The organism is Kitasatospora sp. NPDC043950 (assembly GCF_056435345.1).
In genome coordinates this window covers 30,944-56,748 of the sequence record NZ_JBWKER010000008.1, presented here as the reverse complement: position 1 = coordinate 56,748, position 25,805 = coordinate 30,944, and the positions used below count along the sequence as shown (strand labels likewise).

Annotated in this window: 27 protein-coding genes, 1 tRNA gene and 1 other RNA gene; 15 read left to right on the top strand and 14 right to left on the bottom strand. The window is 73.5% G+C overall.

Annotated features, from left to right (window positions below; genetic code table 11):
* Positions 1-417, bottom strand: coding sequence for a VOC family protein (locus AC07BF_RS07725; RefSeq protein WP_363579744.1), 417 nt, complete (start codon positions 415-417; stop codon positions 1-3).
* A 165-nt stretch (positions 418-582) separates the two neighbouring features.
* Between AC07BF_RS07725 and AC07BF_RS07720 the strand changes: the two genes are divergently transcribed.
* Positions 583-1,542 (top strand): aldo/keto reductase, encoded by a 960-nt coding sequence (locus tag AC07BF_RS07720; protein ID WP_478317299.1) that lies wholly within the window; start codon positions 583-585, stop codon positions 1,540-1,542.
* Positions 1,543-1,591: 49 nt separating this feature from the next.
* On the opposite strand, the gene AC07BF_RS07715 is transcribed toward AC07BF_RS07720, so the two are convergent.
* The gene (locus tag AC07BF_RS07715; protein WP_363579742.1) at positions 1,592-2,083 is read right to left on the bottom strand and encodes a hypothetical protein; all 492 of its coding nucleotides are present in this window, start codon (positions 2,081-2,083) and stop codon (positions 1,592-1,594) included.
* A gap of 243 nt (positions 2,084-2,326) precedes the next feature.
* Positions 2,327-2,515: a hypothetical protein gene (locus AC07BF_RS07710; protein ID WP_478333079.1), complete on the bottom strand. Its 189-nt coding sequence runs from the start codon at positions 2,513-2,515 to the stop codon at positions 2,327-2,329.
* Between the two features lie 531 nt (positions 2,516-3,046).
* On the opposite strand from AC07BF_RS07710, the gene AC07BF_RS07705 reads away from it, so the two are divergent.
* Complete coding sequence (locus tag AC07BF_RS07705; protein WP_363579741.1) at positions 3,047-4,195, top strand: TerD family protein; 1,149 nt, start codon at positions 3,047-3,049, stop codon at positions 4,193-4,195.
* 92 nt (positions 4,196-4,287) lie between these two features.
* On the opposite strand, the gene AC07BF_RS07700 is transcribed toward AC07BF_RS07705, so the two are convergent.
* Positions 4,288-4,372, bottom strand: a tRNA-Ser gene (locus tag AC07BF_RS07700).
* A 107-nt stretch (positions 4,373-4,479) separates the two neighbouring features.
* On the opposite strand from AC07BF_RS07700, the gene ffs reads away from it, so the two are divergent.
* The 10 genes from ffs (at position 4,480) to AC07BF_RS07650 (ending at position 14,687) form a co-directional block, all read left to right on the top strand.
* Positions 4,480-4,576: signal recognition particle sRNA small type (gene ffs, locus AC07BF_RS07695), an RNA gene on the top strand.
* A gap of 88 nt (positions 4,577-4,664) precedes the next feature.
* The gene (locus AC07BF_RS07690) at positions 4,665-6,845 is read left to right on the top strand and encodes a DNA polymerase III subunit gamma and tau (RefSeq protein ID WP_478333078.1); all 2,181 of its coding nucleotides are present in this window, start codon (positions 4,665-4,667) and stop codon (positions 6,843-6,845) included.
* 121 nt (positions 6,846-6,966) lie between these two features.
* Complete coding sequence (locus AC07BF_RS07685; RefSeq protein ID WP_063348649.1) at positions 6,967-7,305, top strand: YbaB/EbfC family nucleoid-associated protein; 339 nt, start codon at positions 6,967-6,969, stop codon at positions 7,303-7,305.
* A gap of 181 nt (positions 7,306-7,486) precedes the next feature.
* The gene (recR, locus tag AC07BF_RS07680) at positions 7,487-8,086 is read left to right on the top strand and encodes a recombination mediator RecR (protein WP_363579725.1); all 600 of its coding nucleotides are present in this window, start codon (positions 7,487-7,489) and stop codon (positions 8,084-8,086) included.
* Positions 8,079-8,828, top strand: coding sequence for a DUF5063 domain-containing protein (locus tag AC07BF_RS07675; protein ID WP_363579724.1), 750 nt, complete (start codon positions 8,079-8,081; stop codon positions 8,826-8,828). The genes recR and AC07BF_RS07675 overlap by 8 nt, the downstream gene beginning before the upstream one ends.
* Before the next feature lie 425 nt (positions 8,829-9,253).
* Positions 9,254-10,534, top strand: a complete 1,281-nt coding sequence (locus AC07BF_RS07670; RefSeq protein ID WP_063348651.1) for an aspartate kinase — start codon at positions 9,254-9,256, stop codon at positions 10,532-10,534.
* On the top strand, positions 10,531-11,610 hold the full coding sequence (locus AC07BF_RS07665; protein WP_363579723.1) for an aspartate-semialdehyde dehydrogenase: 1,080 nt from the start codon (positions 10,531-10,533) through the stop codon (positions 11,608-11,610). The genes AC07BF_RS07670 and AC07BF_RS07665 overlap by 4 nt, the downstream gene beginning before the upstream one ends.
* 392 nt (positions 11,611-12,002) lie before the next feature.
* Positions 12,003-12,548 (top strand): SigE family RNA polymerase sigma factor, encoded by a 546-nt coding sequence (locus AC07BF_RS07660; protein WP_063348653.1) that lies wholly within the window; start codon positions 12,003-12,005, stop codon positions 12,546-12,548.
* Positions 12,541-13,728, top strand: coding sequence for a hypothetical protein (locus AC07BF_RS07655; RefSeq protein ID WP_478333077.1), 1,188 nt, complete (start codon positions 12,541-12,543; stop codon positions 13,726-13,728). The genes AC07BF_RS07660 and AC07BF_RS07655 overlap by 8 nt, the downstream gene beginning before the upstream one ends.
* Positions 13,729-13,895: 167 nt before the next feature.
* Positions 13,896-14,687 carry an SURF1 family protein gene (locus AC07BF_RS07650; protein WP_363579720.1) on the top strand — a complete coding sequence of 264 codons (792 nt, stop codon included), beginning with the start codon at positions 13,896-13,898 and terminating at the stop codon, positions 14,685-14,687.
* An 86-nt stretch (positions 14,688-14,773) separates the two neighbouring features.
* On the opposite strand, the gene AC07BF_RS07645 is transcribed toward AC07BF_RS07650, so the two are convergent.
* The 3 genes from AC07BF_RS07645 to AC07BF_RS07635 form a co-directional block, all read right to left on the bottom strand.
* On the bottom strand, positions 14,774-15,310 hold the full coding sequence (locus tag AC07BF_RS07645) for a hypothetical protein (protein WP_478333076.1): 537 nt from the start codon (positions 15,308-15,310) through the stop codon (positions 14,774-14,776).
* On the bottom strand, positions 15,307-17,259 hold the full coding sequence (locus AC07BF_RS07640; protein ID WP_478333075.1) for a S9 family peptidase: 1,953 nt from the start codon (positions 17,257-17,259) through the stop codon (positions 15,307-15,309). Before AC07BF_RS07640 ends, AC07BF_RS07645 begins: the two co-directional genes overlap by 4 nt.
* Before the next feature lie 156 nt (positions 17,260-17,415).
* On the bottom strand, positions 17,416-17,688 hold the full coding sequence (locus tag AC07BF_RS07635) for a hypothetical protein (protein WP_478333074.1): 273 nt from the start codon (positions 17,686-17,688) through the stop codon (positions 17,416-17,418).
* A gap of 240 nt (positions 17,689-17,928) precedes the next feature.
* Between AC07BF_RS07635 and AC07BF_RS07630 the strand changes: the two genes are divergently transcribed.
* Positions 17,929-18,420, top strand: coding sequence for a GPI anchored serine-threonine rich family protein (locus tag AC07BF_RS07630; RefSeq protein ID WP_363587819.1), 492 nt, complete (start codon positions 17,929-17,931; stop codon positions 18,418-18,420).
* Here AC07BF_RS07630 and AC07BF_RS07625 read toward each other — a convergent pair.
* Positions 18,404-18,718, bottom strand: a complete 315-nt coding sequence (locus AC07BF_RS07625) for a hypothetical protein (protein WP_363587821.1) — start codon at positions 18,716-18,718, stop codon at positions 18,404-18,406. The genes AC07BF_RS07630 and AC07BF_RS07625 overlap by 17 nt on opposite strands.
* A gap of 262 nt (positions 18,719-18,980) precedes the next feature.
* Here AC07BF_RS07625 and AC07BF_RS07620 point away from each other — a divergent pair, with 262 nt between their 5' ends.
* Positions 18,981-19,724 (top strand): class I SAM-dependent methyltransferase, encoded by a 744-nt coding sequence (locus AC07BF_RS07620; protein WP_478333073.1) that lies wholly within the window; start codon positions 18,981-18,983, stop codon positions 19,722-19,724.
* A gap of 49 nt (positions 19,725-19,773) precedes the next feature.
* On the opposite strand, the gene AC07BF_RS07615 is transcribed toward AC07BF_RS07620, so the two are convergent.
* Together AC07BF_RS07615 and AC07BF_RS07610 are read right to left on the bottom strand one after the other, a co-directional pair.
* On the bottom strand, positions 19,774-20,223 hold the full coding sequence (locus tag AC07BF_RS07615; protein ID WP_400986825.1) for a hypothetical protein: 450 nt from the start codon (positions 20,221-20,223) through the stop codon (positions 19,774-19,776).
* Positions 20,224-20,232: 9 nt separating this feature from the next.
* Positions 20,233-20,973: a hypothetical protein gene (locus AC07BF_RS07610; protein WP_478333072.1), complete on the bottom strand. Its 741-nt coding sequence runs from the start codon at positions 20,971-20,973 to the stop codon at positions 20,233-20,235.
* A gap of 163 nt (positions 20,974-21,136) precedes the next feature.
* On the opposite strand from AC07BF_RS07610, the gene AC07BF_RS07605 reads away from it, so the two are divergent.
* The gene (locus tag AC07BF_RS07605) at positions 21,137-21,709 is read left to right on the top strand and encodes an SMI1/KNR4 family protein (protein ID WP_363587829.1); all 573 of its coding nucleotides are present in this window, start codon (positions 21,137-21,139) and stop codon (positions 21,707-21,709) included.
* Positions 21,710-21,722: 13 nt separating this feature from the next.
* On the opposite strand, the gene AC07BF_RS07600 is transcribed toward AC07BF_RS07605, so the two are convergent.
* From AC07BF_RS07600 to AC07BF_RS07585, 4 genes are all read right to left on the bottom strand, one after another.
* Positions 21,723-22,490, bottom strand: coding sequence for a 2OG-Fe(II) oxygenase (locus AC07BF_RS07600; RefSeq protein WP_400810407.1), 768 nt, complete (start codon positions 22,488-22,490; stop codon positions 21,723-21,725).
* Between the two features lie 81 nt (positions 22,491-22,571).
* A complete protein-coding gene (locus tag AC07BF_RS07595; RefSeq protein ID WP_478333071.1) occupies positions 22,572-23,111 on the bottom strand; it encodes a hypothetical protein in 540 nt (179 codons plus the stop codon).
* A gap of 259 nt (positions 23,112-23,370) precedes the next feature.
* Complete coding sequence (locus tag AC07BF_RS07590) at positions 23,371-24,534, bottom strand: hypothetical protein (protein ID WP_478333070.1); 1,164 nt, start codon at positions 24,532-24,534, stop codon at positions 23,371-23,373.
* Positions 24,535-24,616: 82 nt separating this feature from the next.
* Positions 24,617-25,486, bottom strand: a complete 870-nt coding sequence (locus tag AC07BF_RS07585) for a sphingomyelin phosphodiesterase (RefSeq protein ID WP_363632450.1) — start codon at positions 25,484-25,486, stop codon at positions 24,617-24,619.
* Positions 25,487-25,805: the final 319 nt, after the last annotated feature.

The window sequence follows — 25,805 nt, the reverse complement described above, 5'->3', positions numbered from 1 at the left end:
TCAGTCCGCGGCGTCCGGCAGCGGCGCGAACAGGTCGACGCCGTTGCCGTCCGGGTCGTGCACCACGGCGTACCGCTGGCCCCAGAAGGCGTCCCACGGCTTCAGCTCGCCGTGGTACCCGGCGCCGACCAGGTCCTCGTAGACCGCGTCCACCTGGGCGGGGTCGGCGCACCGGAACGCCAGTGCCGTCCGGCCGCCGCCCGCCGGCGGACGCCAGTCCGGGTGGAACGAGCGGATGGTGGAGTCGGGGTCGAGGGCCAGGCGCAGCCCGCCCGGCAGCACGGCCTCGACGTGCGGCTCCTGCTCGGCCCCGTCGGGGAACGCGAGTCCGAGCCGCCGGTAGAAGGCGATCGAGGCGGCCAGGTCCGAGACGGCGAGGCCCACGACGGCGAACTGCGGTGCTGGTGTGCTGTTCATGCCCGTCACGGTAGGCGGCGCCCGGACGCCCCGTCTTGAACGAATCGGACGGTCTCCCGGCTGGTCTGCACACTGGCCGAGTCGGGCATGACCGGGGTAATGATTCCGGTGACCCGATCCCGGCGCGCACCACCGTTGCCGACGACCCCCTGGGAGGGATGACTGATGCTGTACCGCAGTGTCGGAGTTGACGGACCGAAGGCCAGTGCGCTGTGCCTCGGCGCCATGACCTTCGGCACCACCGTGGACGAGCAGACCGCGACGGCGATCCTCGACCGGTTCACCGAGGCCGGCGGGACCTTCGTCGACACCTCGAACAACTACGCCTTCTGGGCCCCCGGCGGGACGGGGTACGAGAGCGAGGAACTGCTCGGCCGCTGGATCGCCCGCCGGCGCAACCGCGACGAACTGGTGCTCGCCACCAAGGCGGGAGCCCGCCCGGTGCCCGAACTCCCCTTCCCCGCGCACATGGAGGGGCTGTCCGCCGCCGCGCTGCGCAACGCGGCCGAGGGCAGCCTGCGCCGGCTCGGCACCGACCGCGTGGACGTCTACTACGCCCACGTGACGGACCCGTCCACCCCGGTCGAGGAGACCCTCGGGGCCTTTGCCGAGCTGGTGGCCGAAGGAAAGGTCGGCCGGCTCGGCTGCAGCAACCACAGCGCCGCGGACCTGGCCACCGCCAACGAGCTCGCCGAGCAGTGGAGTTGGCCCGGCTACCGGTGCGTCCAGCAGCGCCACAGCTACCTCCGGCCGCGGCCGGACGCGGACTTCGGCATCCAGAAGCACGCCGACGAGGAGCTGCTGTCGTACGTCGCGCGGCGGCCGGAGCTGCTGCTGCTGGCGTACTCCCCACTGCTCGGCGGCGCGTACTGCCGGCCCGACCGGCCGCTGTCCGAGAAGTACCGGTGGCCGGTGGTGCAGGCCCAGTTGGCCGCCCTGGCCGAGGTGGCGAAGGAGACCGGGGCCACCGTCAACCAGGTGGTGCTCGCCTGGCTGCTGGGCCACCCGGTGCCGACGATCCCGGTCGTGGGCGCCAGCTCCGTCGCCCAGCTGGACGAGAGCCTGGCCGCCCTGGACCTGGTGCTCGACGAGGACCAGCGCCGACGGCTGGACACCGCGGCCTGACCGCGGCGTCCGCCTCGAACCGGCTGCGCGCCGTCAGTCCTGAGCGCCGTCAGCCCTGCGCGCGGACCGCCCGCCACCGGTTGGCGGTGGTCTCGCTCACCGTGTAGAAGAACTCCGACTTGAACTCGGCGCCGTCACTGAGCGCCTCCACCCAGCTCATCGGCCAGTTCCGCCGGCCGTAGTGCTTGTGCACGACCCGGGTGAACGCGGACAGCACGCCGCGCAGCCGCTTCCGGTCCACGTCGAGCAGCTCGACCAGGGACGTGTAACTCACCCGCTCGCCGGGCTGCTTCGCCAGGATGTCGAGCACCCCGGTCACCGCCTGCACCGAGTCCAGCGGATCGGCCGTCAGCCGGCGCAGATCCTGCACGGTCCACTCGACGAACGGCCACTCGCCGTCCTCCTGCGGACCCCCCTCGGCCGGCGCCGCCACCGCGGGCCCCGCAGCGGCTCCCGAGAGCTCCGCGAGGAACGCGTACACCTGCGTGACGTACTGAGCCGGCACCGGCACCGAGATGAACTGCTGGTTGTCCTGCGTCATGTTTCTTCCCCTCCGACGTGTCGCCTGTCTGGCGGCAGGACAGATACTTGCACGTCATGTCTCCACGTGTCCAGGTACTAACCTGGACTAATTCCGGGGCTAATGGATCGATTAGTCTCCCTCGCGGCGTAGCGCGGGAGGGCGGAAGCCGCTTCCGGCACCGGTCGACCGGTCGGAGCCGTGGAACCGGCGAGGGCCCGGACCGTGTGAGGCGGTCCTGGCCCTCCGCGTGGGCGGTCCAGGTCAGTGGAGGACGTCCGGGAAGTTGGTGGCGTCGTCGACGAAGTACACGGCGTCGTGGTCGAGGTCGACCGCGAGCCCGAACGGGGCGCCGGCACCGGGCGGGGGCCCGCTCGGTGCCGCCGGGGCGGGGCCCGGGCAGCTTCGCCGGGTCGATCCGGGCGAACACGCCGACGGCGCTGTCCGGGTCAACCTGGACCAGGGTGGTTCCGGTGCCCTGCTGGTTCTGCGCGTTGTTGAAGTTGCTGATGAGGACGTTGCCGCGGCGCAGACCCGCCCCCAGAACCTCGTGCGCGAAGAGTGAAGCCTCATAACTCAAAGTCATGCAGCAGTCGAACCGCCCGGCGCGCGGAGTTCACCCAGTGGTGTCCCCGCACCGCAGAACGACGAAGGCCCGGACCGTCGAAACGGTCCGGGCCTTCTGCCGGCGGAGGATACGAGATTCGAACTCGTGAGGGGTTGCCCCCAACACGCTTTCCAATTCTCCCGAACGCCGTCCGCCGGGGTTCACACCTGTCCTGAACTGCAGCTGGGCCAACCGCTGGGCGGCGGCTGAACCCTGCTGGACGGGGGTGAATGAGACCAGAAATGGGACCAGGGGACCTCCGGCGCCCATCGGTGCGGGAGACCGGTGAGTACCAAGGAGCCGATCCCTGGTTGGTCGTTCTCCTGCATGATCGAGCCACTGCCGCCACCATGGACGGATCACCACAGGAGGCTCAGATGGCCATCACGCTGCCCAAAGGCGCGAACGCCCCCCTGCCCGGCGCCCATTGCCTGGTCACCGTCGCGGCTTCGGGTGTGCCGTTCGACGTCTCCGCCGTGCTGCTCGGGTCCGACGGCAAGGTCCGCGGCGACCACGACCTGGTGTTCTACAACCACCGGTCGCAGGACGGCGTGACGGTGACCGGGCGCACCGTCACGGCGGACCTCCGACACGTCCCCGCCTCGGTGGAGCGCATCGCCGTTGTGACGAGCATCGACGTCGGCCACCCCGCTGCCCGGTTCGACGCCGGGGGCACCCCGCGCGCCGACGTCGAGTGCGGGTCCACGCGGCTCAAGTTCGTTCCGCCGCCGATGGACGGCGGGGAGACCGTGGCGGTCCTCGTCGAGCTGTACCGGCGCCAGGGCGAGTGGAAGGTCCGGGCGGTCGGACAGGGCTGGGCCAGCGGGCTGGCGGGCTTGGCGGCGGACTTCGGCATCGTCGTTGACGACCCCGCCCCCGCCCCTGCTTCGCCCCCGCCCGTGCCGCTCGGCAAGGTCACCCTCGTCAAGGGCGGCCAGGCCACGATCAGCATGCGCAAGGACGATCCGTCCCCCGTCGTCACCGCCAGCCTGGAATGGAACGGCGGCAGCGCGAACCGCCGCCGGGCCGGTGCCGACCTCGACCTCTACGCCCTCCACGTGCCCCGCAGCCTCGTCACCCCCAAGGGCCCCAGGCCGAACAGGTCCGAGGAGGTCGTGTACTACCGGCAACTCGGCTCCCCCTCCGCACCCCCGTACATCGCCCTCGACGGTGACGCCCGCACACCCGGGCGCGAAACCGTCACCATCCGCCGACCCGACCTCCAGGGCTACGTCCTGATCTGCGCCTACAGCGCGGTCGAGAACGGCACCGGCTCCTTCAAGTCCTACGGAGCCAGGGCTGTCGTCACGGACGGCCGCGGGTCCACTGTCACCGTCCCGCTGTTCAACAACCGCAACCTGTCCTACTGGGTCGCTATCGCCCTCATCGACTTCACCGCTCCCGGCGGCATCGAGATCCGCCACGTCGAGAAGTACAGCGGCAACCACCAGGAAGCCCGCCCGATGCTGTACTCCAACGGCAACTTCCGCATGAGCACCGGCCCGGTCGAGTTCAAGACCAAGTGAGGGAAGCGCCCGCCCACTCCAGCTGACACGGCGCCCGGAGGCGGAAAACGACGAAGGCCCGGGCCGTCGAAACGGTCCGGGCCTTCTGCCGGCGGAGGATACGAGATTCGAACTCGTGAGGGGTTGCCCCCAACACGCTTTCCAAGCGTGCGCCCTAGGCCTCTAGGCGAATCCTCCGTGGGAGAGCTTAGTACATGTTCGGGGGTGGTCGCGACCAGCGATCCCGTAGGCGGGAGGGTGGGGTTGCCTGTGGATCGTCGGGGCTCGGATCCGGTAGTGTGGGGGTCAGCCCCTCGTGTGGCGTTATCTCTCTGAACCCCCCCAGGGCCGGAAGGCAGCAAGGGTAAGAGGGCTCTGGCGGGTGCACGGGGGGTCTTTGCGTTCCCGGGCGGTCGCCGGGGGGCGGTGGGGGACGGCGGTGAGGCGAGGGGCGACGCGTTTGTCGGCGCGTCCCGATATCGTCGGGGGTGTGTCCCTAGCCCTGTACCGCCGCTACCGCCCCGAGACCTTCGCGGAGGTCATCGGGCAGGAGCACGTGACCGCTCCGCTCCAGCAGGCCCTGCGTAACAACAGGGTCAACCACGCGTACCTGTTCAGCGGGCCGCGCGGCTGCGGGAAGACGACGAGTGCGCGCATCCTGGCCCGCTGTCTGAACTGTGAACAGGGGCCGACGCCGACGCCCTGCGGGGAGTGCCAGTCCTGTCGCGACCTCGCGACCGGCGGGCCCGGCTCGATCGACGTGATCGAGATCGACGCGGCCTCGCACGGTGGTGTGGACGACGCGCGCGAGCTGCGGGAGCGGGCGTTCTTCGCGCCGGTCCACAGCCGCTACAAGATCTTCATCCTGGACGAGGCGCACATGGTGACCTCGGCCGGGTTCAACGCGCTGCTCAAGGTGGTCGAGGAGCCTCCGGAGCACCTCAAGTTCATCTTCGCGACCACGGAGCCGGAGAAGGTGATCGGGACGATCCGGTCCCGGACGCACCACTACCCGTTCCGGCTGGTCCCGCCGGGCACGCTGCGCGACTACCTGGCGGAGGTCTGCGGCCGGGAGGGCATCCAGGTCGAGGACTCGGTGTTCCCGCTGGTGGTCCGGGCCGGGGCCGGGTCGGTGCGTGACTCGATGTCGGTCATGGACCAGTTGCTGGCCGGCGCCGCCGAGGGCGGCGTGACGTACCAGATGGCGACCTCGCTGCTCGGGTACACCGATTCGGCGCTGCTGGACGAGGTGGTGGACGCCTTCGCCGCGCACGACGGGGCGACGGTGTTCCAGGTGATCGACCGGGTGGTCGAGGGCGGGCACGACCCGCGCCGTTTCGTCGCCGACCTGCTGGAGCGGCTGCGCGACCTGGTGATCCTGGCCACCGTGCCGGAGGCGGGGGAGAAGGGGCTGATCGACGCCCCGGCGGACCGGGTCGCGATCATGCAGGCGCAGGCGGACGCGTTCGGCTCGGCGGAGCTGAGCCGGGCGGCGGACATCGTCAACACCGGGCTGACCGAGATGCGCGGCAACGCGGCGCCGAGGTTGCAGCTGGAGCTGATCTGCGCCCGGGTGATGCTGCCGGGCGCGTACAGCGACGAGCTGTCGTTGCAGGCGCGGCTGGACAAGCTGGAGCGCCGGGCGGCGGCCGGCGGGTTCGCCGCGCCGATGGCGGTGGGGGTGCCGGTGGCGGCGCCCATGGCCGCGCCCGTTCCGGCGCCGGCGCCGGTGGCGGAGGCCGCCCCGGTGCAGGCCGCGCCGGTCGCGACGGCCCCTGCGACGGCTCCTGTACCGATTGCGCCAGTCGCACCGGCAGCACCGGCAGCCCCCGCGGCGCCCGCCGGGCCCGCGCCGGGTGCCTGGCCGATCCCGCGCAGCTTCCCGCCGGCGGGCGGGGCCCCGGCCGCGGCCCCCGCGCCGCAGCCGCCGGCCCAGGCCGCCGAGGCCGTCGAGGCCCCGGTGTCCGCCCCCGCCCCCGCGGCGCCCGCGCCCGCCCCGGCCGGGCAGCCCGCCGAGCCGGCGTCGGCCGCCGCGCAACAGGGCGCGGCGCAGGTCCGGCAGCTGTGGCCGCAGATTCTGGAGGCGGTGAAGAACCGCCGCCGCTTCACCTGGATCCTGCTCAGCCAGAACGGCCAGGTGGCCGGGTTCGACGGCAGCGTGCTCCAGGTGTCCTTCATCAACGCGGGCGCCCGGGACAGCTTCGTCGGCAGCAACAGCGACGACGTGCTGCGCCAGGCGCTGACCGACGCGCTGGGTGTGGACTGGCGGATCGAGTGCATCGTCGACCCGTCCGGGGGCGGTTCCCTCGGTGGCGGTACGGCCATCGGTGGCGGTGGCCTGGGCGGTGCCGCCCCGAGCGGTGGCGGCTGGGGGGCCCCGGCCCGTCCGGCGGCCGCCGCGCCGCCGGTGCCGGCTCCGGCTCCGGTGCCCGCGCCGGTCCGGTCGCAGCCGTCCCCGCAGGTGCAGGCCGCCCCGGCGCCCGCGCCGGTCCAGGCCCCGCCGCCGGTGGCCGCGCCGCCGGCCCGTCCGGTGCGCGCGGTGGCGCCGGAGGACGACATCCCGGAGGAGGACGACCCGGACCTCAACGAGGAGGCGTTCTCCGGTCAGGAGCTGATCATCCGGGAGCTGGGCGCGACGGTTCTGGAGGAGATCCACCACCGCGGCAACTGAGCGACGGCCCGCCCCGGCAGCACGTAGGCTCGGCCGTGACGACGCGAGCGGGACTGCAAGCGGACGTGACCGCAGGCAGGACGGCGACGCAGGACAGCAAGCACGAAGCGAGGAGTGAGCCGTGTTCCCCGGTGGTGGCCAGCCCAACATGCAGCAGCTGCTGAAGCAGGCGCAGAAGATGCAGCAGGATCTCGCGCAGGCGCAGCAGGAGCTGGCGGAGACGAAGGTGAGCGGTTCGGCGGGCGGTGGCCTGGTCGAGGCCACGGTGACCGGTGCCGGTGAGCTGGTGGCGCTGACCATCGCCCCGGCGGCCGTCGACCCGGAGGACACCGAGACCCTGGCCGACCTGGTCCTGGCGGCCGTGCGGGACGCCAACCAGTCGGCGCAGAAGATGCAGGCCGAGCGCATGGGCCCGCTGACCCAGGGCCTGGGTGGGGGCATCCCCGGTCTGCCGTTCTGACCTGGGGGAGCTCCCGGACGGGGGCTCCGACCAGGCAGGTCTGAGGTCCTGAAGTTCTGAAGTTCAGACAACGGACCCATGTGATTTATGTGGGAGTCGGGCGTCGGGCGGTGTGTCCGGCGCCCGATTCGTTGGATGATGGCACCGGAGCACCACCGACCATCCGAGGGAAGGCGCGACGTTGTACGAGGGCGTGGTTCAGGACCTGATCGACGAACTGGGCAGGCTGCCCGGCGTCGGGCCCAAGAGCGCCCAGCGGATCGCCTTCCACATCCTGCAGTCCGACCCGACCGACGTGCGCCGCCTCGCGCACGCGCTGCTGGAGGTCAAGGACAAGGTCCGGTTCTGCGCGGTCTGCGGCAACGTCGCGGAGGCCGAACGGTGCCGGGTCTGCCTGGACCCGCGCCGCGACCTCGGAGTCATCTGCGTGGTCGAGGAGTCCAAGGACGTCGTCGCCATCGAGCGCACCCGCGAGTTCCGCGGCCGCTACCACGTGCTGGGCGGCGCGATCAGCCCCATCGAGGGCGTCGGCCCGGACGACCTGCGGATCCGCGAGCTGCTGGCGCGCCTCGCGGACGGCACGGTCACCGAGCTGATCCTGGCCACCGACCCCAACCTGGAGGGGGAGGCGACCGCCACCTATCTGGCCCGGCTCTGCAAGCCGATGGGCCTGAAGGTGACCCGGCTGGCGAGCGGCCTGCCCGTCGGCGGGGATCTGGAGTACGCGGACGAGGTCACCCTCGGTCGCGCCTTCGAAGGGAGACGACTTCTCGATGTCTGACCGGACGCTCGACCAGCAGCCCCACACGCCCCACCAGCCGTCCCACGGGCAGGCCCACCAGCCGGCCCCCGGACAGCCGCACGGGGAGCCGCAGAGCCACACCCCGCACATCCACGCGCACGGTTCGGAGCCGGACGACTTCGCCGTGCAGATCGCCGACTCGGTGGAGAGCTTCGTGCTCGCCGTCACCGAGGTCGCCAAGGGCGACGAGCCGGGCAGCGCGGTCTCGCTGCTGCTCCTGGAGGTCTCGCAGGTGCTGCTGGCCGGTGGCCGGCTGGGCGCCATCGAGGACGTCGTCCCGGAGGACCGCTTCGAGCCCGACGCGGGGCCGGAGCCGGACGGCGAGCAGCTGCGCGAGCGACTGGCCGAGCTGCTCGCGCCGATCGACGTCTACCACGAGGTCTTCGACCCGTACGGCCCGCCGGAGAAGCCGAACGCCTTCCGGATCTCGGACGACCTGGCCGGCGTGGTCGGCGAGCTGCAGCACGGGCTGACCCACTACCGCGAGGGCCGGGTCAGCGAGGCGCTGTGGTGGTGGCAGTTCTCGTACCTCTCCAACTGGGGCACGACCTGCACGGCGGTGCTGCGGGCGCTGCAGTCGCTGATCGCGCACGTCCGGCTGGACAGTCCGATCGGCGCGGTGCCGGACGGCGCCGACACCGACGACGACGGGCTCACCGACGAGCAGCTGGAGCAGCAGGCCGGCGACCTGATGGCGGCGGAGCTGGGCCTCGGGCGGTAGCGCCGCCCTCCGCTGCCCGTGCCATTCCGGCACGTCCGCGCGATTCCGGCACGCCCGAACGTCGCCCCCGGCGCGCGCCGGTTTTCGGTGCGCCCCCCGGCGGTCGTCGGCCCGGCATCTGCCGGGCATCGGCCGGTCGTCGGCTGATTGTGACGAATGCCTCAGCATTCCGCGCGGAAAAGAAATCCCGCCGGATCACCGTCCGTTGATCCGCCGATTCTTCGGGGCGGTGGCGAATTGCCCGCAGACCTGCCGGTGGTGCCGCCCGTTTCGCCGACCACCTGCTGAAACGGGCGTCTCATCATATGGAAAGCGCCGGTTGTGGCACCCCTGCTCGGTAGACTGGCGCCGACCGCACAGCCCCTTTTCCCCGGGGGTGCGGGGGCCTGGTGCCCCCGGAAGACGACACAAGTCGAGGAGCGCACGTGGGCCTTGTCGTGCAGAAGTACGGCGGCTCATCCGTTGCGGATGCCGAAGGCATCAAGCGCGTTGCCCGCCGAATCGTTGATGCCAAGAAGGCCGGCCATGAGGTCGTCGTCGTGGTGTCCGCAATGGGCGACACGACGGACGAGCTCATCGAACTCGCGGAGCAGGTGTCACCGCTTCCTGCCGGCCGTGAGTTCGACATGCTGCTGACCGCTGGAGAGCGCATCTCCATGGCGCTGCTGGCCATGGCGATCAAATCGCTGGGGCACGAGGCGCAGTCCTTCACGGGCAGCCAGGCCGGCGTCATCACCGACTCCGTCCACAACAAGGCGCGCATCATCGACGTGACGCCTGGTCGCATCCGCACCGCCCTGGACGAGGGCAACATCGCGATCGTGGCCGGCTTCCAGGGCGTGTCGCAGACCAGCAAGGACATCACCACGCTGGGCCGCGGCGGCTCGGACACCACCGCCGTCGCCCTCGCCGCCGCGCTCAAGGCCGAGGTCTGCGAGATCTACACCGACGTGGACGGCGTGTTCACCGCCGACCCGCGCGTGGTGGCGAAGGCCCGCAAGATCGACTGGATCGCGTACGAGGACATGCTGGAGCTGGCGTCGTCCGGCTCCAAGGTGCTGCTCGACCGCTGCGTGGAGTACGCCCGGCGCTACAACATCCCGATTCACGTACGCTCGTCCTTCTCGGGTCTTCCCGGGACGATCGTCAGCAACGAGAACCCGCACAAGCCCGAAGGGGGCGAGATGGAGCAGGCCATCATCTCCGGAGTCGCCCACGACACGTCCGAGGCCAAGGTCACGGTCGTCGGCGTGCCCGACAAGCCGGGCGAGGCGGCCCGCATCTTCCGCGCCATCGCGGACGCCGAGGTCAACATCGACATGGTGGTGCAGAACGTCTCCGCCGCGTCGACCGGGCTGACCGACATCTCCTTCACCCTGCCCAAGGCGGAGGGCCAGAAGGCCATCGACGCGCTCGGCCGGGTCAAGGAGGGCATCGGCTACGAGTCGCTGCGCTACGACGACGCGATCGGCAAGATCTCCCTGGTCGGCGCGGGCATGCGCTCCAACCCGGGTGTCACGGCGGCCTTCTTCGAGGCGCTGTCCGCCGCGGGCGTCAACATCGAGCTGATCTCCACCTCGGAGATCCGCATCTCGGTCGTCACCCGCGCCGAGGACGTGCCGGAGGCCGTCCGCGCCGTGCACAGCGCCTTCGGACTGGACAGCGAGACGGACGAGGCCGTCGTCTACGGAGGCACCGGGCGATGACCCGGCGGCCGAACCTCGCCGTCGTCGGCGCCACCGGCGCGGTCGGCGAGGTGCTGCTCGGCCTGCTCTCCCTGCGCCAGGACGTCTGGGGCGAGATCCGACTCGTCGCCTCCCCGCGTTCGGCCGGCCGCAAGCCGGTCGTGCGCGGGGTGCCGGTCGAGGTCGTCCCGCTGGCCGAGGAGGCCTTCGAGGGGATCGACGTCGCCGTGTTCGCCGTCCCCGACGAGGTCTCCGCCCAGTGGGCGCCGATCGCGGCCGCCAAGGGCGTCGTGGTGGTCGACGACTCCGCCGCCTTCCGCACCGCCGAGGACGTGCCGCTGGTCGTCCCCGAGGTCAACGCGGCCGCGCTGCGGCTGCGCGCCCGCGGCATCGTCGCCAGCCCCGCCAGCACCACCCTCGCGATGATCGCGGCCGTCGGCGCCCTGCACGCCGAGTACGGGCTCGTTCAACTCGTCGTCGCCTCCTACCAGGCCGCCTCCGGCGAGGGCCGGATCGGCGAGGCGGCGCTGCGCGAGCAGACCGCCCTGGTGGCCGGCACCGAGGTCGGCCGACAGGCCGGCGACCTGCGCGCGGTGATCGCCGACCACGGGCCGTTCGCCGCCCCGCTCGCGCTCAACGCGGTGCCCTGGACCGGCTCCCTGGTGGACGGCGGCTGGTCCTCCGAGGAGGTCGGCATCCGTGCCGAGGCCCGCAAGATCCTCGGCCTGCCCGCCCTCAAGGTCTCCGCGACCTGCGTCCGCATCCCGGTCGTCCGCACCCACGCGCTGGCCGTGCACGCGCTCTTCGAACGCGAGGTCACCCAGGAGCACGCGCAGCAGATCCTCCGCGACGCCCCCGGGGTCGTGCTGTACGACGATCCGGCGGCCGGCGAGTTCCCCACGCCGAACGACGTGGTCGGGACGGACCCGGTCTGGGTCGGACGGGTGCGCCGGGCCCTCGACGAGCCGGCCGCGCTCGACCTCTTCCTCTGCGGCGACAACCTGCGCAAGGGTGCGGCGCTCAACCTGCTGCAGATCGCGGAGCTGGTGGCGGGTGAGCTGACGGTGACGCAGGAAGGCGCGCCGGGAGCGGCGTAGGAGAAGGCGCGGGAAGAGGCCTGGCAGGAAGCCCGGGAGAGACGCGGGAAGAGGCCTGGGAGAGGGCGCAGGAAGAGGCCTGGTAGGAGGCCTGGGAGATGGCCCGGGAAGGCCTGGAGCCGCCCGCTCCCGGGCCCGCGCGGCCCCCGATCCGGGGAGGACGTGTCCGCTCCTCGACACAATCTGTCCGGAATCCCGATGGAATCCCCTGGAGGCCTCTTCCGCCGATGCGGAAGAATGGCCCCCGGGCTGGGCAACCATGACAGGGGATCGAGTGTCCAACGGGCGTGGCGAACGTGATGGTGGGAGCAGGGGCGGGCATCCCGGCGAGAGCCGTGGTGGCCTTCCCCTCGCGCGCCCCGTGGCCGGCGAGTAGGCCGGAAGACGACCAGATGACCGCGGTCGCACCCGGTGCGGCGGGCTCCGGTGCCGGTACCGACGCGGGTACCAGCGAGGACCTGCTCACCGAGACCTACCAGGCCCACTACGGCTCCCTGCTGCGGCTCGCCGCGCTGCTCCTGGACGACCTCTCGACCTGCGAGGACGTCGTCCAGGAGGCGTTCATCCGGGTGCACGCCGCCCGGCGCCGGGTCCGCGAGCCCGAGAAGACCCTGGCCTACCTGCGGCAGACCGTCGTCAACCTGTCCCGCTCGACCCTGCGCCGACGGATCCTCGGCCTGCGCCTGCTGCCCAAGCCCATGCCTGACATGGCCAGTGCAGAAGAAGGCGCTTACGATGCGCTGGAGCGCGACCAGTTGAAGGCCGCGCTGCGTGGTCTGCAACGCCGTCAGCGGGAGGTTCTGGTGCTGCGTTACTTCGTGGACATGACGGAGGCGCAGGTCGCCGAGACCCTCGGCATCTCGCTCGGATCGGTGAAGGCCTACGGCTCGCGCGGACTCGCCGCCCTGCGCACCCAGATGGAGGCCGGGCATGGCTGACGGCGCCGGGCGGTGGCCCTCGGACGGTGAGGGCGACGGGCTCTCCGCCGAGGAACGAAGCGTCCGCGACCTGATGCGCGGCGCCGTCGCCGGCATCCAGCCCGAACCCGGCGGCCTGCCGCGGATCCGGTACGCCGTACCCCGCCGCCGGGCCGCCCGGCGCGGAGCCTGGACCGGCGCCGTCGCCCTCGCCCTCGCCGTCGCCGTCGCCCTGCCCGCCCTGCACGACGGTGAGCACCTGGGCCTGTCCGGCGGCCCCGGCTCGGCCGACGCCAGCAGCCCGGCCCCCGTCGCACCGACCGGCACCAGGACCGGCGGCGCCCCCGGCACCGGCACGTCCTCGCGGCCCGGCCCCAGCGGCACCGGCGACACCGCGTCACCCTCCGGCACCCCCACCGCCTCACCCAGCCCCGGCGCCAGCACCACCCGCGCCGATGGCACCACCGCCCCGGCCGCCCCCGCCGCCAGTACCGGCGACAGCCCGATCACCCCGCTCTGCACCCGGGCGGACCTCGGCCAGGGCGGCGCACAGGTCGGCCCGGCCGACGCCGACGGCCGGATCCACGGCTCGTTCACCGTGTACAACGTCTCCGGCCGCAGCTGCCGGCTCGGCGGCCCCGGCGCCGTCGCCGTCACGGCGGTGAGCGGGATCGACCGCAGCCGCGTGCGCACCGCCGACCACGCCGCCGGCGACCCGGCCGGCGACCTGCCCGCGATGGACGCGGAGCCCCCCGTCCTCGCCCCGCAGGCCGGCTACCGGGTGTCGTTCGACTGGATCCCCGACCGGACCTGCCCTACCTCCGGCGGCAGCACCGCCACCACCGGCCCCACCAGCCAGGGCGGCGCCAACCAGGCCGCCGGGGCCTCCCAGGCACCCGCCGCCGCCACCGGTGCCGCCCCGGCGGCCTCGGACGCCTCGGCGGTCCCCAGCACCAACCCCCAGGCCAGCTCGTCCCCCAGCGCCGGGCCCACCAACGCCCCCAGCCCCACCGCCACCCCGACCGGCAACCCCACCACCGCGCCGGCCACCGCCACCATCGCCCACACCCCCGCCCCCGGCAGCCCTGCCGTTGCCACCGCCACCTTCCCCGTGGCCTGCGCCGGCACCCTGTACCGCGGCGGCGTCCAGGCGGTGGGCGCACCGGCGTCGCAGCCGTCGGACACGCCCCCGGCGGGCTGACGGGTTTCGCGGTCCGGCGGCGGTCAGGGGGCGGTCCGGCGGCGGGCGGTCAGGGGAGGCGGTCGGGGCCGGGCGGGCAGGGTCGGACGGGCGACCAGCCGGTCCGGAGCGGCCGATGGCGGACCCCTGCGGCCGGGACGGGTGTGAGGAGTGGTTACCGTGGGGGTGTGTACCGGTTCCTCCTGACTCCGCGCTGGCTCGGCGGCACCGCGCTGGCCGTCGCGGCCGTGGCGGTGTGCGTCTGGCTGGGCTCCTGGCAGCTCGGCCGGTTCGAGGACCGGTTCTCGTCGCACCAGGAGACCAAGCAGACCGTCACCGCTTCGAGTGATGTGCGGCCGATCGACGACCTGCTCAACCAGGCCACCCCGCAGGTGACCACCGAGACCGTCGGCAAGCCCGTCACCGTGACCGGCAGCTACGACGCGGAGCATCAGCTCCTCGTCCCGAACCGGATGGTCGACGGCAAGCAGGGCTACTACGTGCTCACCCCGCTGCGCACCGCCGACGGCCGGTTCGCCGCCGTGGTCCGCGGCTGGGCGCCCGGTGCGCCCGCCGAGGGCGCGTCCGCGGCCGCGCCGCCGCCTCCCGGCCAGGTGACCGTCACCGGGCGGTTGCAGGCCGGTGAGTCCAGTGGCAGCAACGGCGCCGTGGCGGGCGGTCTGCCGGCCGGTCAGCTCGGCACGGTCAACCGGGCGGCGCTGCTCAACGCGCTCGCGTACGACGGCTGGTACGACGGCTGGGTCGCCGCCGACGCGGTGCCGGCCGGGCTGACCCCGGTGCCGACGGTCCAGCCGCAGGGCGGCGACGGGCTCACCCTGCGGGCGTTCCAGAACCTCGGCTACACCCTGGAGTGGTTCGTCTTCGGGGGCTTCGTCATCTTCATGTGGTTCCGCCTGGTGCGCCGCGAGGGGGAGGCGGAGCAGGACCGGGCCCTCGGACTGGACCCGGTCCTGGACTGACCTCCGCGGTTCGGCGCCCCTGCTCGGCCGGCCCGCCCCCGCTCGGCTGGCCCCTGCTCGGCCAGCCCCTGCTCGGCCGGCCCGCCTCAGCGGGTTGGCTTGCCGGGGACGGAGGGAGCGGACGGCAGGGCCGGGACGACCGGTGCGGTCGTCGGCTTACCGGGCGCCGTCGGGGAGGACGGCACCGGCGTCGGCGACTCGGTGAACGCCGGCTCGTCGTGGCACCGGCCGTGGCCGCCGCTCACGTCGTCGTTCGAGTCGTAGCGGTCGATGTGGTGGTGCACGGTGCGCCCGGTCTTCGTCCCCTTGGAGCCGGAGCCCTTCGAGCCGGACGAGCCCTTCGACCCGCTGGATCCCCTGGCGAGCTGGACCGCGTCCTCGCCCGCCGCAGGCGCGTACGCCGCCCGGGCGACGGCGGGCCCCGGCCCCGGCGCGTTCGGCCCCGCTGCGCTCGCGCGGGTCGCGGTGGCGGTTGGTGCGGCCGGTGCGGTTGGCGCGGCCGTGGTCGGCGTGGGGCCGGCCGGGGGCGGGCAGGCGGCCTCGGCGCCGTGCCCGCCCGAGCAGCCGGTGAGCACCAGGGCCCCGGCCACCGCCACCCCCGCGAGCGTCAGCAGACGCCTCACACCGTCTCCCCGTTGCCGGCCTCGGTCCCGGTCTCGGTTACGGCCACGGCCTCGGCCTCCGACGCCGCGGCGAGGTGCCGCCGGACGAAGTCGATCTCCAGCCGCAGCTGCTTGATCCGCTCCTCCACCACCAGCGACCCGTGCCCGGCGTCGTACCGGTAGACCTCGTGCGGCTTGCCCAGCTGCTCCAGCCGCCCGACGTAGTTCTCGATCTGCCGGATCGGGCAGCGCGGGTCGTTGACCCCGGCGCTGATGTAGACCGGCACCCGCACCTGCTCGACGTAGCTGAGCGGCGAGGAGGCGGTGAAGCGCTCCGGGACCTCCTCCGGGGTGCCCCCGAAGAGGGTGCGGTCCAGCGACTTGAGCGCTTCCATCTCGTCGGCGTACGCGGCGTGGTAGTCCGCGACGGGCACGGCGGCGACGCCCAGCGTCCAGCTGTCCGGCTGGACGCCGATGCCCAGCAGGGTCAGGTAGCCGCCCCAGCTGCCGCCGGTGAGCACCAGCCGGCGCGGGTCGGCGAGGCCGCTGGCGACCGCCCACTCCCGGACGGCCGCGATGTCCTCCAGCTCGATCAGGCCGACCCGCTCGTGCAGGGCGTCGGTCCAGGCCTGGCCGTAGCCGGTGGAGCCGCGGTAGTTGACCCGGACCACCGCGAAGCCGTGGTCCAGCCAGGCGGCCGGGCCGGCGGCGAAGGAGTCGCTGTCGTGGTGGGTGGGGCCGCCGTGGATCTCGAACACGGTCGGGAAGGGCCCCTCGCCCGCCCCGGCCGGACGCTGCACCAGGGCGTGCACCCGCCCGCCGGGCCCGTCCACCCAGATGTCCTCGACCGGGACGGAGCCGGGCGGCACCGCGCCGGGCGCCCGCAGCACGACCGTCCCGGCGGTGGAGCGGACGGCGGAGGGCTCGGCGGCGGAGGACCACAGGTACTCGACGGTGCCGTCCGGGCGGGCGGTGGCGCCGCCGACGGTGCCGCGCGGGATGTCCAGCCGGGTCAGCCGACCGTCGGCGAGCGTGTACGAGAACAGTTCGCTGCGCGCCTCGTACTCGTGCTCGACGAGCAGCGCCTCGGCGCCGGGGCACCACTGCGCGGAGACGTCGCCGGGCAGCTCGCGCCCCTGCTCGTCGCGCAGCGGCAGTGCGGTCTCGGCGCCGGTGGCGACGTCCCAGATCATCGGCTCCCAGCGGCCGGTGCGCTGGTGGGCCACCAACAGCCGGGTGTCGCCGTCGACCGGGGCGAAGCCGAGGCAGGCGACGCCGCGCGGCTCGTCCCGACCGGTCACCTCGTCGAGTTCGGCGACGGTTTCGACGGGTTCGGCGGGCTCGCCCGTCGTGCCGCTCGTGCCACTCGTGCCGTCCGAGAGGCGGACGATCCGGATCGCGGAGTGCATCGCGTCGCCGTGCTCGGTGTGGTCGATGGCGAGCAGCGTGCCGTCGTAGCTGAGGTCGCCGACGCCGCCGTACTCCGCGTGCCGGTAGATCTCGACGGCCTCGGCCGCTCCGGGGCGGCGCAGGTGCAGGGTGGTGCCGTCCTCGTCGGTGGAACGTCCGACGACCACCGTGCCGTCGCGGCCGAGCGCCAGGCCGGCCGAGTAGGAGGGGGCGAGGCCGGGCACGGCCTCCTCGTCGGGGGTGCCGGCGCTGCGGTCCGCGGGCCCGCCGGCGAAGGGCTGGCGGCGCCAGACGCCGAACTCGTCCCCGTCGTGGTCGTCGAACCACCACACCCAGGCGCCGTCGGGGGACAGCTCGGCGTCGGTGGTGCCGTTCGGCCGGTCGGTGACCTGCCGGTGGGTGCCGGTGACCCGGTCCCAGGCGTAGACCTCGTAGGTGCCGGTCGCGTTGGACACGTACAGCGCCCGGTCGGGGGCGTCCTCGGCCCAGTCGGGGAGTGACACCCGTGCTGCCCTGAACCGCTGCTCCCACGCCGGTACGGCGCTCTTCTCCTCGCTCATCCGACCATCCAACCCGATCGGGGGGACAGAACGGAACGGGCGGGCGACGGAACGGGGCGGGGGGGGGGGCGGCGTCCCCCCCCCCCCCCCCCCCCCCCCCCCCCCCCCCCCCCCCCCCTCCCGGCCCCCCCCCCCCCCCCGGGCCCGGTCACGTACTCAGGACGAGCCTTCACCACGGATCAGCCGCAGCGCCGGCCCTGCACGCCCGGCCACCCGCCCGGCCCTCGGCCGCTGGGCTTCCCGCTGGGCTTCCCGCTCGGCCTCCTGTTCGGCCACCAGGTCCGCCGACACGCGGGCGCCCAACGCCCGCAGCTCTGCCTTGCGCTCCTCGTCGGCCTCCTCGTCGCCCGGGTAGGCGGCCACGTACTTGACGCCGTGCTCGTCCTTCCAGGCGTAGCTGCGGTACTGCGTCGTCACCTCGTCCGCCACAGGGAACCTCCGTTCCTCGTCTTCGGGGTGACCCACCGTAGGCGACCGACCTGCACCGGGAAAGGGGCCGTGGCGCCCGCACCGCACGCCCCGTCACGCGGCTGACGGGCCGCTTGCCGCCCTCGGACCTCGCGCCACGCCCCCCTCACGGGCCGTCCGTCACCGACGGCCGTTCCCCCGATCGAGGGAAGCGGCGCCCGTCCGTGCGCTCACTCCGGGCCGAACCAAGACACTGAGGCCATGAGGATCTGGAACGGACCCGTCCTGGGCGTGGTGGCACTGGCCGCCGCCGCCATGCCGAGCCTGCTCGCCACGGTGCCGGCACAGGCACAGGCCACCGGTCCGGCGGTGGCCGCCCACTCCGCCGAGCGCACGTCCCGGCGCGACGTCTACGTGCCGCGCGTTCTCTCCCCTCGTGCGGGGGCGGTCTGGCGGGTCGGCGAGCGGGTCGAAGTCACCTGGGACGTCTCGGATCCGCCGGCGCAGATCACCAACCGCACGGGGTCCATCGCCTTGCGCGCGGGCGGCGTCACCCTCCTCGACCGGGTCCTCGCCCGTGACTTCGACATCCTGCTGGGACGGATGGAGGTGACCGTGCCGGACGTCCCCCCTGGAGACGACTACCGGGTCGTCCTGTCCGGTGATTCCGGCAACTGGTCCGAGCCCTTCACGATCACGTCGGACGGACGGGCCGCCCCGCCGCCGGGTGCGCCGGCTACTCGTCGTCGGTGAAACTGACCGAGCCGATGCCGCTCTGGGTGCTCGAACCACCCGACCTGATGGTCTTGATCTCGTCCCGGCAGCCGGCGCCGAGGTAGACGGTCGCCTCCGCGTCGGTGTCGTTGTACAGCTCGGTGACGCGGCGGCCGAGGTCGTAGCACCGGTCGCCCTCGGGGTTCTCCAGCGTGTGCTCCTGGTTGTTGCTGATGTAGGTGAAAGTCCCCTCCGCGGCTTGGGCGTTGGCCGGGACTGCGATGCACAGAACCGCAGCGGCACCGACGGTGACCAGCGTCCTTCCGAGGCTCTTCACGGACTCGTCTCCTTTGAACGGCGGGCTTCCTCAGCGCTGCCAGTGTGGCCGTTCGGACACGCGAGGACGCGGGACGTCACTCGAATGGCCCTTCGACGGCGTTTCCCCGTCCCCGAAGAGCGGTGTTGGGCGATAGGAGGGTTCGCCCCCGATCCACCGGCCAACTTCTTTGTGCCATCTGCCAGTACGGCGGCCCGGCGGGGCGGAGGAGACTTTCCGCCACGGCCGCGACCCGGCGGGCGGCACACAGGAGGGGCGGCACGTGGGCGTGCAGCAGTACGACGGGATCGGCGAGGCGTTCGAGGGGTTCAAGTCCCTGCCGTTGATCCGCTACGGGGAGGTGCCGAGCTTCCTGGGCCTGGTCGGGGACGTGGACGGCCGGTCGGTCCTCGACCTGGCGTGCGGCACCGGCTTCTACAGCAGGGAGTTCAAGCGGCGCGGCGCCACGGACGTCCTCGGCGTCGACATCTCCGCCGAGATGGTCACCGCCGCGCGCAGGATCGAGCAGCGCGACCCGCTGGGTGTGCGCTACGAGGTCGGCGACGTGGCCGAACTGCGGCCCCTCGACCGGCGCTTCGACATCGCGCTGGGAGTGCAGTGCCTCAACTACGCCGAGGACGTCGCGGCGATGGAGCGGATGTGCCGCAACATCCACCGGGGCCTGGTGCCGGGCGGGGAGTTCTTCGTGCTCACCCAGAAGCCCGACTACCGGTTCGACTGCCCGTCCCTGGACACGTACGGGTTCCGCTGCGAACCGACCGGCGAGGAGAGCGAGACGGGGCCGCGGGTGCGGATCACGGCCCTCCTCGACCCGCAGCCGATCAGCATCGTGGGCGCGGCCCCGCGCCGCGAGGTCTACGAGCAGTGCCTGCGGGCGGCCGGGTTCAGCGAGGCCGAGTGGGTCCCGCTACAGGTGTCCGAGGCCGGCCTACGCGAGTTCGGCGAGGACTTCTGGGCCGACCTCCTCGCCAACCCGCCGCTGGAACTGCTGCGCTGCCGCGCCTGAGCGGCCGGGAGCGGCCGGCCCGGTCGGGTGTCAGAGATCCGGTCGGGTGTCAGAGATCCGGCCACCTCCTCCACCGGCCCGTCAGGGCGACGTCGGTCTCCTTGAACGCGGCCTTCCACGCACCGCCCTCGCGCACCATCGCGTAGCGGGCCTCGCCGCCGATCAACCCTTCCGGCACGTACACCCAGCACCTGCCCGGCGTCTCCTGTTCGACGCGCAGGATCGGCGCCTCGAACTCCGGCGGCGTGCCGAAGCACAGCAGGTCGTAGCGCGACTGGTGCCGGGCCAGCGCCCTGGCCGCCAGGTGCCTGGCGAACACCGCCTTCACCGCCGCCAGTTGCTCGTCGCCCGTGGTGTCGTGCCGGCAGGAGGCCATCCACTCCTCCCACCGGCGCATCGCGTCGAAGAAGTCCTGCGCCGCCGCTCGGGCGCCTGCCGCACCTTGACCGCTCTGGCCGCCTCGGCCGCCTCGGCCGCCCGGTCGGTCGTCCGCTGGCATCGCTGCGTCTCAGCTCCAGTCGAAGGTCAACAGGGCGAGGCGGTCGACGGGTTCGAAGAACAGCATGATCCAGTCGGCGCCGCTGCCGCGGTAGTGCCAGCCGGGCACCGCCGCCACGAACTCGAAGCGGCGGCCGGACGGGCCGACGGGCCAGGTGCGGTCGCCGTCGTAGTCGAGCGGGAACAGGTCGGTCTCGATCCAGTTGCCGGCGGAGTCGGCGTAGCCGCCGAGCTGGTCCAGGAGGGCCATCTCGCCGGTGCAGCCGGGGTGCGGCAGGCCGTCGTCGCCGAGCAGGACGAGCCTGCCCTCGCGGCGGAAGCTGTCGCGGTGCGCCCGGTAGCTGCGCTCCTGGCGTTCGCAGTGCTCGGCGAGGCCGGCGTGGAACCCCGGCCAGGGGTCGGGGACTTCGTCCGGGCCCGCCGCCCGGGCGAAGTAGCGCAGGTCGCCGGCCAGGCGGAAGCGGTCGCCCTCCAGCGTGAAGCCGAGCCAGTTGGGGGCCTGGAGCCCCGTGTGGAAGGCCGAGGTGTGGTCACCGATGAGGCCCTCCGACGGCTCCAGCGGGCTCAGCAGGTGGATCCACCCCTGCCAGGCGGGGTTGACCCGGGCCAGGTCGATCGAGACCAGCGGGTGCAGGTGCCGGGCCAGCTCGGCCTGGTCGGCGACGAAGACGTCCGCCGGGTCGGGGTAGATCCGCAGGCCCTCCCCGGCCGTCATGACGTCCTCGCGCACGGCGGTGTCCTCCACGGGCATCCGGGCCTCCTTCGGTGACCACGCGTCGGCGGTCGGTCGGCTGACGATCAGCCCCTTCCTACCAGGAGGCTCCGACAATCAGCCCCGGGGCCCGGGCCCGCCGACCGACTGTCGGTGACGGGTGCTACGTTCCGGTCCTCGTCACAACGGAGGGGAGTTCCCGATGCGGCAGCTGTGGGCGCGGATCGAGGCCGTGCTCGGGCGGATCGCCCCGAGGTTGGCGGCCGCGATGCCGCCCGGCGCCACCGACGAGCAGATCCGGGCGGCGGAGGCCGCGATGGGGGTGGAACTCCCGCCGGACGTCCGGGACTCCTACCGCTGCCACGACGGCCTGCCGGGGGTCCTGATCGGTCTGCACACCGAGCTCCACTCGCTCGACGCGATGGTGGACGACTGGCGCGAGCGGTCCGCCGACGCCGGGGATCCGCCCTGGGACGAGCGGGAGGAGGACAGCGTGATCCGCCGGGACGTCGCCTGGTCCGCCGGGTGGATCCCCTTCATCGGCATCGGCAACGGCGACGTGATCTGCATCGACCTGGACCCGCCCGCCCCGCAGCGCCGCGGCCAGATCATCGACTGGTCGCACGAGGGCTGGCGGGCCGGCTACGAGGCCGCCGGCCTGCGGGAGTTCCTGGAGGCCTTCGCCGCCGACCTGGAGGCCGACCGCTACCAGGTCGACGAGACAGGCGGCGCGTGGAGCAACGGCGGCCTGCCGCTGGTGATGCTGAAGGACTGAGGGCGCAGCCCCGTCAGAGCGCCCCGCTCCCCCGGCGCGCCGGATCGGGGCTGCACAGCCAGCCGTTGACGGCGAAGCGGCTGTCCTCGGGCCGCCGGGACGGGCACCTCACCGGGCGCACCTCGTGCCAGGCGGTGGGGCGGAAGAACACGATGCTGTCGTGCTCGGGCTCCCAGTCCCGCCAGGTGCGCTTCTCCCACTCGCCCGTCGTCCCGCCGTACAGCGGCAGGGCGGCGTCGAACACGCGCAGTGCGCCGCCGCCGAACGGCCGGGGCGTGCCGTGCAGGTAGTAGACGAAGGTGAGCAGGCGCCGGGGGGAGAACTCGGCGCTGGTGTCCTGGTGCGGCCGGTAGAAGTCGCCGTCGTTGTGCACGTTGAGGGTGTAGTCGGGCTCGGTGTTGCGGCAGGAGACGCCCAGGGTGTGCTCGACCGCCTCCAGCACCTCGTCGATGGCCGCCAGCAGTTCGGGCGCGGCGAACTCCCGGCACGAACGGGAGCGGCGGAAGCCGGGGACCAGCTCCCGGTCCCCGATCAGGGAGGGCTGCAACGCGTCGCCGGCGCGGGCGAGCGCGACGGCGCGTTCCAGCAGGGCGCCGGCCGTCCGCTCGCCCAGGAGCCCGGTGATGCGGCAGACCGTCACCGGGAGCCGCCAGATCGCGTCCGTACTCACCGGCGACGGCCGCTCCGTCACGGTGTGCGGCCCTGTCATGATGTCCGGCTCTGTCCTGGTGTCCGGCTCCGTCACGGTGCCCGGCCCTGTCCTGGTGTCCGGCTCCGTCATGGTGTCCCGCCCTCTCGTCGTCCCGCGGCCCCGGGCGCGCTCACGCCCGGGGCCGCATCGGCCGGTGCCGCACCCGCGCCCCTACCGGCTCCAGTCCACCGGGACCACGTCCTGCTTGAGCCCGCGGTCGCTGCACACGGCACACGGGTTGCCCGGGACGCCGGGGCCCTGGTCGGTGCCGATGGTGATGGCCCCGTGGGCGCCGGCCGGGGCGTGGACGCCGTCGCCGACCATCGCGGCCTCGTAGCCGCCCAGCAGTTCCTGGAGGGTGCCGGGGCCCAGGTTCTCGGGGGCGGTGATCGCCGCGATGCCGTCGTAGTCGGTGTAGGCCGCGCCCAGCGTCCGGCCGCCCACGGTGGCGAACACGATCCGGGCGCCTCGGATGGGCTCCCCGGTCACCGCGTCCGAGGCCATCGCGTGGATGTTCTCCAGCTGCATCTGGGTGACGTTCAGGCTCGCCTGACTGGCCGAGAGCCTGGTCGGCTTGAGGCTGGGGCACTCCGCCCCGCTGCACGGCGGGACCGGCGAGGCGGCCGCGGACGCGGTGACCGCGCTCCCCGCGCCCAGCGAGGCCAAGGCCGCGGCCATCACCGCGACGGTCTTGCGACCAACAGAGCTCATGATCCACTCCCGTGGGAACCGCCCGCGCGTGCTCCGCTCCGACGCCCGAGGGCCACGAGGGCCGGGCGCGTGCGGCACGCGACGGGTGCCGCCCCCCATCGGACGACACGGCCGAGCGTAGCCACCGCCCGGCCGGCCCAACCAGCCGACGACCACGAGTTCGCAAGATCTGATGAACAGTCAACGGCGCGGTGACAACGGCGGTCGGGGCGCACCGGCCGGTGCGCAGCGGGGCCGGCCGCCGCGGGGCGCCGGCCCCTCAGCGGGCCGGGCGCGGCGGGTAGGTGGGCGCCGTCCAGGACGCGTGGGCGTTGAACGTCAGGCCCGCCCGGTCCGAGGGGAGCGTGTGGTCCGGGTCGTTGCGGACGACCTCGATGCGGTGGCTCTCGACGTACAGCGCGGTGAGGTGCAGGCCCGGTGCGGGGGCGCGGACCTCCTGCCGCTCCGGGGTCATGGCGGCGACGAAACGCGTGCTGTCGTAGCCGAGTTCGCGGCTGAGGGAGGCGCCCGCCCTGGCGCCGGAGCCCTCGATCTCGACGCCCGCCTCGAACCCCGCGGACAGGCCGACGGCTTCGCGGCAGGCCTGCGCCTGCGCCTCGTCCACCCCCCACGGGACGGTGGCGCCGACCGTGCCCGGGCCCGGGTCCTCCCGCAGGTCGGTGACCGCGACCCGGGTGTAGAACCGCTTGCGCCGCACCGTGTACGTCGGCGAGTTGCGCAGGATCCACTCCGTGGACGCGCCCCGGTCGAGGACGGCGGTGCACGGGAGGACCACCTCCCGGTCGACGACCGGCTCGGTCCGCTCGGGCACGTCGCCTCCGTCCGTGACGGCCGGGCCCTTCGCCGTCCCCTGCCGGACCTGCCGCATCGGCACGTCCAGCACGTGGACGTCGCCGGGGTCCTCCCCCTCGTAGTCGCCGTCGAAGTAGGAGATCCAGGTCGCGATGCCGGGGGTCAGCAGGCAGCCCGTGCCGCCGGGGATCGTCTCGGGGCGGACGGTCTCGGGGATCTCCAGGCCGCCGCGCCCGCGCCAGGCGCCGACGGCCACGTAGGGGCGTCCGCCGATCTCCTCCTTCACGCAGCGCAGGTCGCCCTGGGCGACGAAGGCCGCGCCGCCGAGGTCGCGCAGGACGTCATGGGGCCCGTGGACCGTGTCCGAGGACCACAGCGCGCTCAGCGCCCGGTACCCGGGAGGGGCCACCGGCACCAGGCCGCGCAGCACCCCGTCGGAGTCGGTGACCTTGCGCCACTGCTTGGGCTCGGCCAGCGCGGCCGAGCCGCCGGTGCTCCCCCTCACCCAGGTCATCGGGGCGTTGTCGGGGATGACGCTGCACAGGGCGTGGTAGCCCTCGGGCGGTCTGGTCTCGCCGGTGCTGAAGACGAAGGTGAGTTCGCCGAACTGCTGTGGTGCCGAGTAGCTCATATCCGCTCCTCCTGTCGGACGGCTCGCGCTTGCCGGGCGGGCGTGCCGGTCCGCGGGCGGCCGTCCGGGGGCCGGCCCGGGCTCAGCGGCCCGCGGTCACCGGGTAGTGGTCGCTGTAGTCGGTGAAGGCCCGGCCGCCCGCCTCCCAGCTCGGCGAGGCGGTCTTCAGGACCTCGCTCGTCCAGGCGTCGCACGGCGGGGCGTGGCCCTTGCGGAGCAGGACGTGGTCCGTGTCCTCGGCGGGGTCGGCCGGGTGGCGGTGCAGGGCGGCGTCGTTGGCGATGGTGTCGAAGGAGTACTTCCAGCCGGTCCGGGGGCCCGCCTCGTGGAGGTTCCCGAAGCCCAGGACGTCCTGGAAGTCGGGCGAGTGGCGGTCGGTGTTGAAGTCCCCGGCGACGATCACCGGCTCGTGCGCCGGGATGCGGCGGTCCGTCAGGAAGACGTCGATGTCGCGCAGCTGGGAGCGGCGCATGATCCTCGCCTGGCCGGTCAGGCAGGCGCCGTCGTCGGACTGCAGGTGGGTGCCCACCACGTGCACGCGCCGGCCGGCGACCTCCAGTACGGCGTAGGCGAAGCCCTTGGCGGCCTCGGCGTCCCAGCCGCAGGCCACGTCGTAGACGTACTGCTCCATCCGCAGGATGGGCCACCTGCTGACGATCGCGACCCCGCCGCGGGCGTGCAGCGGGGAGATCTGCCGGCCGTGCGTGGCGGCCCAGCCCGACTCGTCCACCCCGACCACCGGCGTGCGGTGGCGGTACCCCCGGTCCTCCAGGCCCTGCATCAGTTCCTCGGAGGGGCCGGGGTCGAAGAGTTCCTGGAAGACCAGCACGTCGTGGTCCGCGACGTACGCGGACTCGGCGATCAGCCGCGAGCGCGCCGCGTTGTTCCAGTCGCCCTCGCTCTTCTGCGTCAGCCAGGACAGGAACATCACGTTGTGCGTCAGAACCTTCAAGGCCGTCCTCTCCGAACCGGCGGGCGCGGGGCGCACACACGGCGGAACCGGTCCGGGGCGCCCCGCCCCCCAAGTCAAGGGGGTCGGCCCGCGCCCGCCGGCGTCGACGCGCCGGTGCCCCGGCGGACGCCACGGGGGCGCGGGGAGGCATCACCGGCTCACGGCAGGACGTGAAGGGGCGTACACGGATGGTGCCGCGCCGGGGCCGTGCCCACCGACGGGGCGTACGGCCGCGGGGGGGGGGGGGGGGGGGGGGGGGGGGCGGGGGGGGGGGGGAGAGGGGGGGGGGGGGGGGGGGGGGGGGGGGGGGCGCGGGGGG